The 16022-nt window shown below is 47.3% G+C and carries 15 protein-coding genes and 1 tRNA gene; 7 read left to right on the top strand and 9 right to left on the bottom strand.

What is annotated here, in order from left to right; genetic code table 11:
• Positions 1-230: 230 nt before the first annotated feature.
• Together nadC and argS are read left to right on the top strand one after the other, a co-directional pair.
• Positions 231-1160, top strand: coding sequence for a carboxylating nicotinate-nucleotide diphosphorylase (gene nadC / locus NC994_RS10255; protein ID WP_190440320.1), 930 nt, complete (start codon positions 231-233; stop codon positions 1158-1160).
• Positions 1144-2901, top strand: a complete 1758-nt coding sequence (gene argS / locus NC994_RS10250) for an arginine--tRNA ligase (RefSeq protein ID WP_190440293.1) — start codon at positions 1144-1146, stop codon at positions 2899-2901. Before nadC ends, argS begins: the two co-directional genes overlap by 17 nt.
• Positions 2902-2968: 67 nt before the next feature.
• Here the strand turns inward: argS and def are convergent, their stop codons facing one another.
• Positions 2969-3505 carry a peptide deformylase gene (gene def / locus NC994_RS10245; RefSeq protein ID WP_190410183.1) on the bottom strand — a complete coding sequence of 179 codons (537 nt, stop codon included), beginning with the start codon at positions 3503-3505 and terminating at the stop codon, positions 2969-2971.
• Between the two features lie 80 nt (positions 3506-3585).
• Here def and dnaA point away from each other — a divergent pair, with 80 nt between their 5' ends.
• Positions 3586-4968, top strand: a complete 1383-nt coding sequence (gene dnaA / locus NC994_RS10240) for a chromosomal replication initiator protein DnaA (protein ID WP_190440292.1) — start codon at positions 3586-3588, stop codon at positions 4966-4968.
• A gap of 417 nt (positions 4969-5385) precedes the next feature.
• On the top strand, positions 5386-6558 hold the full coding sequence (gene dnaN, locus NC994_RS10235; RefSeq protein WP_190440290.1) for a DNA polymerase III subunit beta: 1173 nt from the start codon (positions 5386-5388) through the stop codon (positions 6556-6558).
• Here dnaN and NC994_RS10230 read toward each other — a convergent pair.
• From NC994_RS10230 to NC994_RS10205, 6 genes are all read right to left on the bottom strand, one after another.
• The gene (locus NC994_RS10230) at positions 6555-7994 is read right to left on the bottom strand and encodes a trypsin-like peptidase domain-containing protein (RefSeq protein ID WP_190440288.1); all 1440 of its coding nucleotides are present in this window, start codon (positions 7992-7994) and stop codon (positions 6555-6557) included. The two genes, dnaN and NC994_RS10230, sit on opposite strands and share 4 nt — an antisense overlap.
• 127 nt (positions 7995-8121) lie before the next feature.
• Positions 8122-8607: a PD40 domain-containing protein gene (locus tag NC994_RS10225; protein WP_190429606.1), complete on the bottom strand. Its 486-nt coding sequence runs from the start codon at positions 8605-8607 to the stop codon at positions 8122-8124.
• Positions 8608-8822: 215 nt separating this feature from the next.
• Positions 8823-9347, bottom strand: coding sequence for a Tol biopolymer transporter periplasmic protein (locus NC994_RS10220; RefSeq protein WP_347276528.1), 525 nt, complete (start codon positions 9345-9347; stop codon positions 8823-8825).
• Between the two features lie 2 nt (positions 9348-9349).
• Positions 9350-9844, bottom strand: a complete 495-nt coding sequence (locus NC994_RS10215) for a PD40 domain-containing protein (RefSeq protein ID WP_199299791.1) — start codon at positions 9842-9844, stop codon at positions 9350-9352.
• A 163-nt stretch (positions 9845-10007) separates the two neighbouring features.
• Complete coding sequence (locus NC994_RS10210; RefSeq protein WP_190410188.1) at positions 10008-10826, bottom strand: Ycf66 family protein; 819 nt, start codon at positions 10824-10826, stop codon at positions 10008-10010.
• Between the two features lie 238 nt (positions 10827-11064).
• Positions 11065-11184, bottom strand: a complete 120-nt coding sequence (locus tag NC994_RS10205; protein WP_190410189.1) for a photosystem II reaction center X protein — start codon at positions 11182-11184, stop codon at positions 11065-11067.
• A 272-nt stretch (positions 11185-11456) separates the two neighbouring features.
• Here NC994_RS10205 and NC994_RS10200 point away from each other — a divergent pair, with 272 nt between their 5' ends.
• Positions 11457-11750, top strand: a complete 294-nt coding sequence (locus NC994_RS10200) for a YggT family protein (RefSeq protein ID WP_190410190.1) — start codon at positions 11457-11459, stop codon at positions 11748-11750.
• Positions 11751-11810: 60 nt separating this feature from the next.
• Here the strand turns inward: NC994_RS10200 and accC are convergent, their stop codons facing one another.
• Positions 11811-13163, bottom strand: coding sequence for an acetyl-CoA carboxylase biotin carboxylase subunit (gene accC / locus NC994_RS10195; protein ID WP_190440283.1), 1353 nt, complete (start codon positions 13161-13163; stop codon positions 11811-11813).
• A gap of 192 nt (positions 13164-13355) precedes the next feature.
• Here accC and NC994_RS10190 point away from each other — a divergent pair.
• A tRNA-Leu gene (locus tag NC994_RS10190) sits at positions 13356-13436 on the top strand.
• Between the two features lie 167 nt (positions 13437-13603).
• A complete protein-coding gene (locus NC994_RS10185) occupies positions 13604-14227 on the top strand; it encodes a chorismate lyase (RefSeq protein ID WP_190410192.1) in 624 nt (207 codons plus the stop codon).
• Between the two features lie 260 nt (positions 14228-14487).
• Here NC994_RS10185 and purF read toward each other — a convergent pair whose 3' ends face one another.
• On the bottom strand, positions 14488-15981 hold the full coding sequence (gene purF / locus NC994_RS10180; protein WP_190440280.1) for an amidophosphoribosyltransferase: 1494 nt from the start codon (positions 15979-15981) through the stop codon (positions 14488-14490).
• Between the last annotated feature and the right edge of the window lie 41 nt (positions 15982-16022).

Here is a 16022-nt window from a genome sequence, read left to right as displayed (position 1 = left end):
TTGTGTTTACTTGGCTTTCAAACTATTATTTTTTCTAGGTTCGGTGCGCTTCGGTGTCGCTTCACTTTCGCTTGCTCTCCCGACCGCTTTATTAATGTAGCAACCACGAACCGTTTCTGTCAACTGTTTTGAAAAACTTTTTTGGAAAACTCTCAAAAGCTCCAAGGGCGCAGCTTTTGGGCTAAGTTGGTTGGGCAAGCTTTTAGAAAAATTAGGGGAAAACTGAAGTGGTGAGTCCCAGGGCTGTTCTACCTCCCTCGATCGTATTAGACCCACTCCTGCACTCCTGGTTGTTGGAAGATGTCGGTCGCGGCGATCGCTCGAGTCAAGGTTTGTTAGGCAACAAGGTACGTGTGGGGCAAGCTGAGTGGACTGCTAAGGAGGCAGGAGTCATTACCGGATTGCCGATAGCTAGTCGGATATTCCAACTGTTGAACGATAGAGTCAGTTTTGTTGCTGTTGTCGCTGAGGGGGAACAGTGCCAGCGAGGACAGTTGGTTGCTCGCGTTGATGGCTCGCTAGAGGCGCTGCTGCTCGGAGAACGAGTTGCTTTAAACCTAGCTATGCGTTTGAGTGGGATTGCTACACTCACCCGTAAGTATGTTGAGCAAATTGCGGATTTGCCAGCTCAATTGGTGGATACTCGCAAAACGACTCCGGGGCTGAGAATTTTAGAAAAGTACGCGACACAGGTGGGGGGAGCGATGAACCACCGAATGGGGTTAGATGATGCTGTGATGATTAAGGATAATCACATTGCTGTGGCTGGAGGGATTGGCAAGGCGATCGCTCGTATCCGCTCCCAAATGCCCTATCCATTGACTATAGAAGTAGAAACCGAAACCCTGGCTCAAGTGAAAGAAGCCTTACAGCACGGTGCTGATATCATCATGCTGGACAATATGCCGCTGGAGATGATGCGGCAGGCAGTGCAGATAATTCGCCATAGCAATAACCGGATCAAAATTGAAGCATCGGGCAACGTTACTCTAGAAACTATTCGTGCTGTGGCTGAAACTGGCGTAGACTACATCTCCAGTAGCGCCCCGATTACGCGCTCAACATGGCTCGATTTGAGTATGAACATAGACGTTAGTACGATAAAGGAAAGAAGTACGCTTCCTAAAGTTTCGGCAAAACCCAATGAACTCTACCCTTGAACAACTTAAAAATAGATTCGAGCAGGCTTTAGTTGCCGCTTTTGGCAGTGACTATGCTGGGGTAGACCCAATGCTAGTGCCTGCTAGCAATCCCAAATTTGGTGATTATCAGTCCAATGGGGCAATGTCCTTAACTAAAAAGTTGGGTCAGCCGCCACGAGCGATCGCCCAAAAAATCGTTGAGTATATAGATGTCACCGATTTCTGTCGTCCGCCAGAAATTGCGGGTCCTGGTTTTATCAATTTCACCCTGAAACCAGAATATTTGGAAGCGCAGCTAAGTGCTATTCAGGCAGACTCCCGATTGGGTACCAGCAAGGCAAAACATCCCCAGCGGGTAGTGGTGGATTTTTCTAGCCCTAATATTGCTAAAGAGATGCACGTTGGGCACTTGCGTTCAACGATCATTGGAGATTGCATTGCCCGAACTTTGGAATTTCAAAATCACGATGTTTTGCGCCTGAATCATGTAGGCGACTGGGGAACCCAGTTTGGAATGCTAATTGCCTACTTGAGAGAAGTTTGTCCAGAAGCTTTGACAACTGCTAATGCGATAGATTTGGGCGACTTAGTGGCTTTCTACCGCAAAGCAAAACAGCGGTTTGATGAGGATGAGAAGTTTCAAGAAACTGCCCGACAACAAGTCGTCAAGTTACAAGCGGGTGACGAAGAATCCCGCCGGGCATGGCAGCTGCTGTGCGAACAGTCTCGGCAGGAGTTCCAGATTATCTACGATCGGCTTGATGTCCATCTGACAGAACGAGGGGAATCTTTCTATAACCCCTTGCTAGCCGGAGTAGTGGAAGACCTCGCTCAGTTGGGCTTGCTCGTGGAAGACAATGGGGCTAAATGCGTATTTCTGGAAGGGTTTACCAACAAAGAAGGTGAACCTTTGCCCATGATTGTCCAAAAGTCTGATGGAGGCTATAACTACGCCACTACTGATTTGGCAGCCTTACGCTACCGGATTGAACAAGATCGAGCCGATCGGATTATCTACGTTACGGATGCTGGACAAGCCAATCACTTTACTCAAGTGTTTCAGGTAGCGCAACGGGCTGGCTGGATTCCAGATAATTTAGAGTTGGTACATATCCCCTTTGGTTTGGTGCTGGGGGAAGATGGAAAGAAGCTGAAAACTCGCTCCGGAGAAACGGTGCGGTTAAGAGATTTGCTGGATGAAGCGATCGCGCGTGCCCGTGCTGATTTAGAAACCAGACTGAAAGAAGAAGGTCGCGAGGAAACAGAAGAGTTCATCACCCATGTTGCTAAAGTGATTGGCATGAGTGCGGTTAAGTACGCCGACCTCAGCCAAAACCGCACTAGCAACTACGTCTTTAGCTATGACAAGATGTTGTCTCTCCAAGGCAATACCGCACCTTACCTGCTTTATGCCTATGTACGAGTACAGGGAATTAGCCGCAAAGGCGATATTGACTTTGAGCAGTTGGGAATGAATGCCAAAATTCTGTTGCAGGAAGAAACCGAATTAGTGTTAGCAAAGCATCTACTACAACTCAGCGAAGTTCTCAGTGACGTTGAGCAAGATTTACTACCCAATCGCCTTTGTCAATATCTATTTGAACTGAGCCAAAAGTTTAATCAGTTCTATGACCAGTGTCAGGTGCTTAAAGCTGAGGAACCCGTGCGGACATCTCGGTTGGTTTTGTGCAATCTAACAGCGCGAACTTTGAAGTTAGGATTATCCCTACTTGGCATTTCCGTGCTAGAGCGTATGTAGGTAGGGTGGAAGCGATCGCTCACGCTTCTAATTAGTCAAACCAAACAATCGTCAACAATCTAGGATATCAGTGCTGCTGTTGAACAATTCGTTGCTGATATTCCTGTTCGGTCATCATCTCTTGCGTGCTTTGTAAACGATCTACAAACACGATGCCATCCAGGTGATCGGATTCGTGTTGAAAAATTCGGGCGACAAAATCTGTGAACTGTTGACGATGCAATTTACCATCCCGACTGGTGTATTCCACATCAATCGCCTGATATCTGGGAACCAACCCTCGAATTCCTGGAATGCTGAGGCACCCTTCCCAGCCTTTCACCACCTCATCAGAGTGGGCAATGATGCGAGGATTTATTATGGCGGTTGGTTCCATCTCAGGAGCGGTGGGATACCGAGGATTCGGACGAGATGCGACGATGAACAAGCGATAAGATTGAGCTACCTGGGGTGCTGCAATGCCAACACCGCTTGCTTGAGCAACGGTTGTAATTAGGTCATCAATCAGCTTTTGGATTTGTCCAAAGTGGACATTTTCGATAATTTGAGCTGGTTGGCGCAGGATGGGATTTCCCAGTTGAGTAATTGGCAGGATTTCAGCCATAGTTGAGACTGGTTTAAAAGAGCGATCGCTCTTCACAAGAATGGATAATACTATTCTGCACAAAGCCGTAGAGGTGAGGCGTGGATATTTCTCTTGAACAGCTCTGGAGCCAAGTGCTAGAGCGTCTACAGCTACAACTGAGCCGTCCTACCTTTGAAACGTGGATCAAAACTGCCAGCGCTCAAGAGCTGGAAAATAACTGCTTGGTGATTTGCACGCCTAACCCGTTTGCCCGGAATTGGTTGCAGAAATATTACATCAAAACAATTGCTGATGTCGTACAAGATATTCTGGGACAGCCGGTGGAAATTCACATCACGGTTGCCAAAGGAAATGAAATCTCTAGCGCTGATGATGCCGAAATTTCCTGGTCGCTGCCTATAGAAACCAGTGTCCCCGAAATTTCTCCTAACCAGCGACCCAGACCGACCGAATTAAATCCTAAATACGTTTTTTCACGCTTTGTTGTCGGCTCTAATAATCGGATGGCTCATGCAGCTTCTTTAGCTGTGGCAGAATCTCCAGGACGTGAGTTTAATCCATTATTTTTGTGTGGGGGTGTTGGGCTAGGAAAAACTCACTTAATGCAAGCAATTGGGCATTACCGTTTGGAAATTCACCCAGATTCAAAAATATTTTATGTTTCTACTGAGCAGTTTACAAACGACTTGATTGCAGCAATTCGTAAAGATAGTATGCAACGGTTTCGAGAACATTATCGAGCTGCCGATGTACTGTTGGTGGATGATATTCAATTTTTAGAAGGAAAGGAATATACTCAAGAAGAATTCTTTCATACTTTTAATACTTTACATGAAGCTGGAAAGCAAGTAGTAATCGCTTCTGACCGCCCTCCTAATCAGATTCCTCGCCTGCAAGAACGTCTTTGCTCCCGCTTTTCTATGGGATTAATTGCCGATATTCAGCGCCCAGACTTAGAAACACGGATGGCAATTTTACAAAAAAAGGCAGAATATGAAAATATGCGATTACCGCGAGATGTTATTGAATATATAGCGACTAACTATACTTCAAATATTCGGGAATTGGAGGGCGCTTTAATTCGGGCTGTGGCTTATATTTCAATTTCCGGTTTGTCGATGACTGTCGAAAATATTGCTCCAGTTTTGAATCCACCTGCGGAAAAAGTAGCGGTTTCTCCAGAAGCGGTAATGATAGCGATCGCAGAAACTTTTGATCTTCGTATTGAAGATTTAAAAAGTAATTCTCGCCGTCGAGAAATTAGCTGGGCGCGACAAATTGGTATGTATTTAATGCGTCAGCACACAGATTTGAGTTTACCCAGGATTGGTGAGGAATTTGGGGGTAAAGATCACACCACAGTAATGTATAGCTGCGAGAAAATTACTCAATTAAAGGATAGCGATCCTGATGTAGCTAGAACGCTACGCCAACTTAGCGATCGCATCAATTTTGCTAGCAGAAGCCAAAATAAATCCTGATACTCCTCTCACAGCTAGTCAGCAGCCGTTGATTTAAGTTTTTGGAAACTACTTATAAAGAATGATTCACCTCCAGAAGGGTTGTGGAAAACTCCTAGTTTTCTGTGGAAAAGCTTGTGGTAAAGCCGTGAAAAACTTTGTGTCATTAGTGAAAAACAATGACAAGTATAAATACCTTGTGGAAAAAAGAGTCACTTTTCCACAAGGTTCCCACAATTCATTAGAGCTGCTAAAACATTCACGGGAAATTCATTTGACAACATTTTCCACATTTTCCACAGCTTCAGCAGTTTTGCCTAAAGCAGGTAAGCAGGGTAATCTGGATTGCTGAGGACAAGGGTGCTACGATCTCCTTCTGTGCCAAAAGTACCGCGCTATGAGCGTCGTTTGGCTGAACAACTCCAAGGTTGAACATCTATGAAACTGGTTTGCACCCAAAACGATCTCAGTACCAACCTTTCTCTCGTCAGCCGAGCAGTGCCATCGCGCCCGACACATCCTGTCCTCGCAAATGTCAAGCTGGAAGCTAACAAAAAAACTCAGCTCGTCAGTTTGACGGCATTCGATCTCAGCCTTGGCATTCAGACCAGCTTTCCCGCACAAGTGGAAGAGGAAGGTTATCTCACTTTACCCGCTAAGCTGTTAAACGATATTGTTTCCCGTCTAGCAGAGGGAGAAATTACTTTAGAGGATAAAGGGGAGGAAGGGACAAGTGAAGGGATTATTGCCACACTGACTTCTGCCTCTGGGCGTTATAAAGTCCGGGGTATGACCGCAGAAGAATTTCCAGAACTGCCAGTAATAGAAAATGGCGAAGCTGCTCAATTGCCTGCCGCTGCATTAATTGATGGCTTGCGGGGTTCCTTATTTGCCACCAGTCCAGACGAAACGAAGCAGGTTCTCACGGGCATCCATTTAACAGTCAAATCAGAGTATCTTGAATTTGCCGCGACAGATGGTCATCGTTTATCGGTTGTTGAAACGACTAACCAAGGTCAAACGGATGAAGAAGCCTCTGAGACGATTAGTCAGACAGCTCCGTTAGAAGTCACAATTCCAGCACGGGCACTGCGAGAACTGGAACGAATTTTAGGAATGCGCCAGTCAGCGGAAGCTATCGCTCTCCATCTGGACCAAGGGCAGGTCGTATTTGAGTTAGCCGATCAACGTTTGACTAGCCGCACCCTAGAAGGTCAATATCCCGCCTATCGTCAGTTGATTCCGCAACAATTTGAGCGGCAGGTGACAATCGATCGGCGTCAGTTGCTCAATGCATTAGAACGAATTGCTGTACTAGCCGACCAAAAAAATAATATTGTCAAATTCACGATAGATAGTACCAACCAGCAGATTGCCTTATCAGTGGAAGCACAAGATGTTGGTAGCGGGTGTGAATCTCTACCTGCACAGATATCGGGAAAGGATCTAGAGATTGCCTTCAACATCACCTATCTCAGAGATGGACTGAAGGCGCTACAATCCTCCGAGATTCAAATGCAGATGAATACAGGGAATAGTCCGGTGATTCTGACACCGCTTGGAGGTCTAAAAATGACTTACTTAGTGATGCCGGTGCAGATTCGTGCTTAACGAATTGTCAAGAGATAGCGACCTCGACCGCGCGGATTTGAGGCGGTGGCGATCGCTCGATAAACGCCTGTTCGGGGTAAAGTCACACTCATCTGAGAATTGGGATTGCTGCGGCTGATGTTATCATTCTCAGCAATCTTCCGGCCATTCTGATCGACCAAAATCAGATAGGTATCAAAATCAGGACTGGCAAGTGCGATCGTCAGAGGCTGCCCGGCACGACCTTGAAAGGAATATTCCTGAAACAAACTGCCATCAGAAAGCACCTTGGCACCCCGACCCAGAATACCCGCTTGCCGCATCAGCAAACGACTTTGGGAAGTTTGATAGCGATCGCCTCCGGCAGCCGCCATTGCTCGAAGACGGTAAGCACCTACTTGTCTTCCCTCAGAGGAATTGGCAATGATTAGATAAGTGCCACTTGCAGGCAGTGTCGCCACAAGGCTAGCGTTTCCCCTACCGCCCCTATCATCGTCTTGTGCAACTTCATTGCCATTGGGGCCAAGCAGAATTAAGTAGGAATCAATCTGCTGACTCGCCATATCAATTCTGACTTGCTGACCGGCTCTCCCCTGAAAGGTGTAAAGGTCAAAATAGCTATTATCCGCTCGGAGAACATTATCACCACTGCTAAGAGTGGCATTAATCACCGTACCATTCAAAGCAATGGGCTGAGGCGGTTGTCTTCCAGAAGCGGGTTGTTGCCGTTGAGCAGTGGTAGGGGCGCGTCCTTGGCGCACAGCGGTCAAGAACGGCTGTACTCTGTCTACAGAAATCGCAAATCCAATGCCAATGTTTCCCGCAGTCTGACCGCTGGTAAAAATAGCAGTATTGACGCCAATCAATTCTCCTTGGCTATTGAGAAGAGGACCACCGGAATTGCCTGGGTTGATGGCTGCATCGGTTTGGATTAAACCGCGCTGTTGGTCAATCCGGCTAACAATACCAACGGTGAAGGTTCCTTGAAATCGACCAAAAGGATTCCCAATCGCAAACGCCCGCTGACCGACTTGTACAGAGTTTGGAGGAGCGATCGCAACAGTGGGCAAATTGTTCTGTCCGCGAATTTTAAGGACAGCTAAATCTAGACTGTTGTTAGCAAAAGCAATAATATCAGCTGGGAGTTTTCTGCCATCTGAGAGAATAACAGTGACAGTTTGGCGACCGTTTGCCACAACGTGAGCGTTGGTCAATACTAGACCGTCTTGGCTAATGATGCTACCGCTGCCGCTACCGTCACCAGCCTGGATGGATACCACTCCTGGACTAGCGCGTCTATAAACCTGAATATTTGTTTGTTCTTCAGCATCTTGGGCAACAGCGATATTTGACTGTTGCCAGTTAAAGGGAACGATTGCGTCGATTGCATTAGCACCAATGGCAGCGGCGGCTGCGATGATGCCAGAAGTGGCAATACGCAGAACTTTGGTACTCATTATGTTAACTTTTTAAGCTTTTTTGACTGTTCTAGCATATTTAGCAGCGATCGCTTTTAGCGAAGCTCTTTCTATAGAAGAAGCGCATACCGTAACAATGCGGTATCTCGCTCATTTCATTTATCTTCTACTCTTGTAAAGAGCCAGAACTTGTCGCTGAAGTTCCTCTTTCTACAGTTGCAATATGCCATTGCCCTAGCTGGCTAGTTTCAAACGCGACGTAGCGACCATCACCGGAAATAGTGGGATGGCGTACCGAGCCTCGGATGCTGCTAGTGAGCAATTCGGAGCGTTGAGTTTGACGGTCGTAGACAAAGATATCCGTCTTGCCTCGTTCGCTAGAAACATAAGCAATAAATCGACCATCAGCATTCAAAGCGGGTTGATCCTGTCTGGAGTCGCGACGATTGATATTGGGAAGATCGACGAGACGGCGTTGCTGCAAGTCGTAAAGGAAAATGTCTCGATTATTATTGCGGTCAGAAGCAAAGGCGAGATAGCGACCGTCACTGCTGTAGGCGGGATATTCGTCAGGGGTCTGGCTGTTGATACCGCCAGTCAATATTTGCGGCGGGTTGAAGAGCTGGGTATCAAGACAACCAGTTATCCCCATTGTGAATAAAATCGTTAGCCAGCGCCAGTTAATTAGCCATTTCATATCACTTGCGCCTAAATACCTGATGACTGTAGCTGTGAAGTGCGACTACACGAATCAAGCCTGCCTTTATAGGCTAAAAAAATCCCCTGATTCGCTAAAGCTGTGTATTCAGATAAGCGGGTATTTACTTTTTCCAACCATTCCTTCCCAAATACTCAGCACTTTTATCCTCAAGGAGGTGCTGGAAGATTCAGCGTTTGTCCATAGCGATCGCTAACTACAATATCCCACTGACCATTTTCACTAGATTCAAAGGCAATCGTACTGCCATCAGCGCTAATCGTTGGATTTCGCACTTCTGCTTGCACGTTTTCCGCGAGATTCCTTAACTGGCGAGTTTCCCGGTCATAGAGGTAGATTCCCGACCGACCCTGACGACTTGCAGCAAAGACAATGTAACGACCATCAGCGGAAACAGCAGGGTTAGATGCGATCGCATCCAGGGAATTTAATCCAGGCAAATCAATCAAACGCCGATCCACCGTGTCGAAAAGGTAAACATCCTGACTGCTGCGCCGGTCAGAAATTAGCACAATGTACCGACTGGCGATTTGAGGATTAATGTCAGAAGCTGGGCTATTTAAACTTCGCCCTGCTGAATCAAAGGGAAAACTCATAAGACGACCTGAGCCAGTACAACTACTCAATAAACTGGCTAAGGTAACAAATACTGATAGAAAAAGGTTACGTTTCACGCTCAGGGAGAGGCAGACGGGCTGCCATCAGGGATATCTAACTCAATATTAGGCCCCCGGTCTAGCACCTCTATATCCCACTGACCGCGACTGCTGCTTTCAAAGGCAATATAGCGACCATCTGGACTAATGCTAGGATTTCGCACCCAACCGCGATAGCCCATCGTGAGAATTTGTGAGGATTTGGTGCTGCGATCGTAAAGTTCAACTTCCGGACGTCCTTGGTCGCTGGCAATGTAGACAATGTAACGACCATTCTGGCTGAGACTGGGATTTTCTGCGATCGCGTCTTGTCGGTTCAAGCGCGGTACATCTACAAACTGCCGCTGCTGCAAGTCGTACAGCCAAATCTGTCGGCTGCCATTGCGGTTAGAAACAAAGGCGAGCAACCGACCATTGCCGCTCAAAGCCGGTTGCTCATCTGTATAACGACTGTTAAGAGCAACTGGCCCTGTTGAGCGATTGACTGGGGTACAGGCGACGACTAACCCAGCCATACTAAACCAGATTCCCCATTTGACCCAGGTATGGATTCCCAGACCGCACGCCAATCTTTTCACGTCAAAGCTGCATTGTTGCTTGCAAAAATAACCTGACCCAATGAACCAGCCGCGTCTCATAAAACGTCGGACGGACACGAAGGAACCGCCCTTTCCTGACTCATTCTTGGTCAAAATTGCTTGAGTTGTCCCCTTCTTCCGGGTAGTCTATCGGTTTGTAGTCCACATAGTCGGTTGGGGTTGCTTCTACGTCCTCCCGACTCTCCCGATTGGGCGATCGCTCTGACGATTCTCCTCTAGGTGGACGACTTCTTCTTGGCTTGGCAGCAGTCTCTGGATCTCGGCTGGGTGGACGAGTCGAGCTGGGACGGCTACTGCGAGACGGTTTTTCCTCCCATGTGTCTGAGACTTCCCAATCGTCCGGTTGTTCGGTTGGGCGAGTTTCTGTTGGACGGGGACGACGCTTGCGAGGACGGTCTCCTTGTCCCAGCCTTTCAGAACTACTATTGCTATTACTCCGACTGGATGGACGGCGGCGCGGTTCATCCTCGTAAGTTTCTACCGTCCGGCTATTGCGAGATTCTTGCGTTCCCCGAATCCGCCGTCTCGGTGGTTCCTCATCCATCGGTTCGAGTTGATCCAACTCGGCTCGATACACGCGGCTTACGGGGCGATCGTCATCCACAATTTGCGTATTTCGCTTTGCAACCTCCGTCGCCACTCCACGCATCCGAATACTTTCAAATGCAAAAAAGATAGCAGAGCCGGTCAACAGAAATTGACCGAATTGCAAAATCGGATCGAGTCGCCATCCTTGAAATAAAAGAATAAAGCCGCACAAGAGACCAACTGCGGCAAAAAAGATATCGTGATCTCGCGCTAGCTCTGGACGCACGGTACGCAGAAAGTACAGTGCTGCCCCTGCCACTGCCAGAAAAATACCCAGAAGACTGGCTGAGTTAAGCCCGAAGTTTACCATTGCTGTTTTCCCAAGACAAATCTATGTTAACGAGTTAACCGCAGAAATTGGTACGCAGGTTGGGAATTTTAATTCTAAGTATCCTGGGTCAGCAGGAGAACGAGCGGGCAGAAACTGGCTTGCTGCATCGCATCAGCTCTTCTCCCTTTAACATATAAAACCTCAGTTTTTTTAGAGGGAGCAACTAATTTAATAATTACTCTCTCGACAAACTGAGGTTTCCGGCTATTCCGACAATCTAGGAACGTTGGATTTTATCCTTCTGACTAATAAAAATCAGCGCCACCGTGGCTGGGATGACAACAATTACAGCACCCCAGAGCAGACTATAGAGAAAATTCGCTAATGAAGGCGTCATTTTTTTTCGCTCGCTTTGACAACGATTTCTTTTGATCAATTTTAACGATATGTTATGAACTTGAGAAGCCTATTTGTCGCTTCATTTTGTTTTTACGTCTCTTATACCCCTGTACCAGTCTGGCTGAATAGGATTGAGTGCCACGCTGCGTTAGAATAATGAGAGATTTGGTTACAAAACTTTAACTATAATGCCTTGCCGCGTCAGTTGCATGACAAATACGCGACACGGCTAAAGTTTTGACACCCGGAAATATTCTTGATTAAGAACCAATGGACGCTGTTTCGCTGGCTAGCTGGATTCTTGGCCCGCTTGTGGGCTTGATGACTTTGCTGTTTATCTTTCGGATCGTCCTTACCTGGTATCCCCAGATAGACTTAAATCGGCTTCCCTTTAACTTGATTGCTTGGCCTACAGAACCTTTTTTAGTGCCATTGCGGAAAATTGTGCCCCCTATCGGTGGTGTGGACATTACCCCGATCGTTTGGGTGGGGATCTTTAGCCTAGTGCGAGAGATTCTCTTGGGTCAGCAAGGACTGCTGACGATGTTTGCTCATACTCATTAAGGCGCTTCGGAGGTTAGTAAAAGTGGGTAACGGAAAAATTACCGATTACCCACTCCTTACTTACTGCTGGGACTGCATTAACTTCTCAACAAAATTGGTATAAACCTCGCCTTGTAAAAACTCCGGTGTCTCCATAATTTTTTGATGGAAGCCAATGGTTGTGGGCAAACCCGTGATGGCACACTCCCGCAATGCCCGTTTCATCCGCTTAATTGCAGTAGGGCGATCGCTACCCCAAACAATTAACTTACCAATCAGGGAGTCATAGTAAGCAGGGATTTCGTAGTCCGTGTAGACATGAGAATCCATCCGAACACCAAAGCCACCAGGAGGCAGATAGCCGCTGATCCGCCCCGGATGAGGACGGAAGTTGTGCTCGGGGTCTTCCGCATTGATTCGACATTCAATGGCATGGCCTCGGAGAACGATTCGATCTTGAGTCAGCGACAATTTCTCCCCTTGAGCAATGCGGATTTGCTCGGCAATCAAGTCCAACCCAGTGATCATTTCTGTCACCGGGTGTTCGACTTGAATCCGAGTATTCATTTCCATAAAATAAAATTCCCCAGAGGGTGCAAGCAGAAACTCCACAGTCCCGGCACCCGTGTAGTTGATAGACTTAGCAGCCATAACAGCGGCAGTGCCCATTTTTTGGCGCAGTTCTGAACTGAGAACTGGACTAGGGGCTTCTTCTAGTAACTTTTGATGACGCCGTTGGATAGAGCAATCGCGTTCACCCAGGTGAATTACGTTGCCGTAGCTATCGGCTAAGATTTGAAATTCGATGTGACGGGGACGTTCAATAAATTTTTCCAGATAGACGCCTGGATTGCCAAATGCAGCTTCTGCTTCTCCCTGTGCAGCTTGGAAGAGCTTGACGAGTTCGCTTTCTTCCCGCACCAAACGCATTCCTCGCCCTCCACCTCCGGCGGTGGCTTTGATCATGACAGGATAGCCGATTTCATCCGCGATCGCTAATGCTTCCCGATCGGACATTAATATCCCATCACTTCCCGGCACTGTAGGCACACCCGCCCGTTGCATCGTTTCTTTCGCAGTGGATTTGTCTCCCATTGCCCGAATCGCTTCCGGCGTTGGGCCAATGAAAGAAATCTGGTGATCCGCGCAGATTTCCGCAAATCGGGCATTTTCTGCTAAAAAACCATAGCCCGGATGAATAGCGATCGCATTGCGCGTCAAAGCTGCCGCAATAATATTGGGAATATTCAGATAACTTTTGATACTGGGGGGTTCACCAATGCAAACGGCTTCGTCAGCCAGTTGCACATGAAGGGCGTGTCGATCGATCGTCGAGTGAACTGCAACAGTCGCAATCCCCATTTCTTCGCAGGTACGGAGAATGCGGAGAGCAATTTCCCCTCGGTTAGCAATTAAAATCTTTGAAAAACGCATCTTCTAGTTTTTAGAGAAATGGGGTAGCGCAAGGAACAATCATTATTATTTCAGGATGTTGCCTTCAGCATCAGTACAATATATAGATCGCATCACCTCGCATTAGAACAGTTATTGATACTGATTGAAAGTCTTGTTTCTTCCAAAGAGAACGAAATTGCCTCAAAGATGATACAATTGGTATATATGCAAGCGGATGTGGCGGAATTGGTATACGCGCACGTTTGAGGGGCGTGTGGCTTTGCCTTGCGAGTTCGAGTCTCGCCATCCGCATTACTTTTTCAGTTCTCAGTGCTGCAAGCGCATCAACGCATAGTATGCACTGAGAACTGAAATTGCAAAAGAACTAAACTCACCACTCAATTTTTTTTGCGGGAATAGGTTTCCGGCAAGAAATTGTTTATGATTTTATATAAGAAAATGAAGTTTTGTAAAGAGCTTTGACTTCAACTGTTATACCCACAAACAGCATTAGCTTACCAAGAGATTGGTATGCTCTCAGTCCGCTTTGGCAGGGAGGCGAAGAAGTGGTGCAGCAAGGACTGCCTCACACACAGCTAGCACCAGCATGGCAGATGCTTTTACTGGGAGATGGCTCCCCGACCCGTCACCTGCAACTTTTGACGGGTGAACCAACGGAAGTAGATGTCATTGATATGTCGCCTGTTGGCATGGATGCTGATGCGGCACCCAATCAAATCCAGGCTGTACCAGGACCTAGGTTGCGAAGACAGGTATGGCTGCGTACCACCTCCGGTCAGCGGCTCGCTTACGCGACTTCCTGGTGGGAAGCCAGCCATGTAGATGAGTATTTACAAAACCGTTCCTTGCCAATTTGGGCAAGTTTGGCTCGCCTGCGTACCGAGTTATATCGGGATGTCCAGGGAATTTACTACGGTCAGTCTGATGCTTTAGAATCTGCCTTTGGACAAACAGGACCATTCTGGGGGCGTCACTACCTATTTTGGCATCATGGGCGTCCGCTGACGCTGATTTATGAAGTTTTTTCACCCTATTTGACAAACTACTTGGGGCCAATGCAGCCGGTGAAGCCAGGGGATTAATTAGAGAGACTTCATTAATTTGTAGGATGGGTAGAGCAGGATCGAAACCATCGAACCTTTGTCAATGTTGGTTTGACAATGTTGGGTGGACAATCGCCCAAACTTCAAAATGACAGAGTTTTATTCAGTTCTCCCATCTTCTTGACACTCTCCGGCATAAATACGCGAAACAAACATAAAGTGAAAAACTTACACGGGAATGAAGTTTTGACCTCTTTCCTGTGTAAGTTTTTCAAACTTATTTAACCACTGACAAAAAGCTAACAGCTAGCTGCTTTTTCCAACATCAGCTTAGAACGCTTAACTTGCTCTGGAATTGAGATGGGATAGTCACCCGTAAAACAAGCAGAACAAAAATTGTTGGGATCTTCGCCGGTAGTTTTCAACATTCCCTCGCGGCTGAGATACGCTAGCGAGTCTACACCTATTTGTTCGGCAATTTCTTCGACTGACTTTGTTGCCGCAATCAACTGATCTTGGCTATCCGTGTCAATGCCATAAAAGCAGGGATGAGTTACGGGTGGAGAGGAAATTCGCATATGAACCTCGGTGGCACCAGCATCTCTGAGGGCTTTGACAAGTTTGCGGCTAGTCGTTCCTCGCACGATAGAGTCGTCAACAATAACGACTCGTTTCCCACTCAGCACATCTTTAAGAGGATTGAGTTTCATCTTGATGCCACACTCTCGCATTGCCTGAGTCGGCTGGATGAAAGTGCGACCAACATAGCGATTTTTAATCAATCCCTCGGCGTAAGGAATACCGGATGCTTGGGAAAACCCAATCGCGGCGGGAATGCCGGAATCGGGTACGCCAATAATGATATCGGTATCCGCTGGAGATTCCTGAGCGAGTTGCCGTCCTAAGCGCAGCCGGTAGCTATAGAGACTCTCGTCATGCATGACGCTATCCGGACGAGCAAAGTAAATCATTTCAAAGATGCATAGTTTCCGCTTGGGTTGTTCTGCCCAGAAGAAGGAAGCCATACCTTCTTCGGTAATCCAAACTAACTCGCCCGGTTCAACATCCCGCAGGTACTCAGCCCCAATAATATCTAAGCCACAAGTTTCTGATGCGAGGACATAGCGCTGAGGATTCGTGTTTAAAATGCCAATCACTAAGGGACGAATACCGTTGGAGTCGCGGGCACCCATCAAGCCGTCTGGCGTTCCGATTGCCAGACTAAAGGCTCCTTCGCATTGCCGAAAGGCTCGGATCGCTCCTTCTAACCAGTCTTTGCCTGCGTTAATTTCTTCTGCGATCGCAAAGGCAATCATCTCAGAATCCGTCGTCGTGACTAAGTTACAGTCGCGTCGCAACAACTCTTCCCGCAGTTTCCCAGTATTGACTAAATTCCCATTATGTGTTAACGCAAGGGTTCCTAACCGAGTCTCTACAACTGCTGGCTGAGCATTAACAACGCGGCTGGAACCCGTCGTGGAGTAACGGGTATGACCAACTGCCAAGTTCCCTGGTAGCTGGTTCAAAATGGATTCGTTAAAGACTTGGGAAACCAAGCCCATCTCTTTGTGTAAATGAACCTGCTTACCGTCAAAAGCGGCAATACCAGCAGATTCCTGACCCCGGTGCTGTAACGCATACAAACCAAAATAGGTCAGTTTGGCGACATCTTCACTTGGTGCATAAACCCCAAAAACGCCACAGGCTTCCTCTGGCTTATCAGGTCGCTGATCGTTCAAGTGGTTAGACTCAGCTGGAGACTCATCACTTGCAAAGGGATGGTTGGGAATCATTTGAGAACTTGGCTCCTACTTGTTGAGGCAGAGAAAAACTA

It is taken from the genome of Trichocoleus sp. AS-A1, assembly GCF_039962015.1.
Classification (GTDB): Bacteria; Cyanobacteriota; Cyanobacteriia; order Cyanobacteriales; family FACHB-T130; genus FACHB-T130.
Note: the sequence above shows the minus strand (reverse complement) of the source record. Positions and strands in the feature narration are given on the sequence as shown.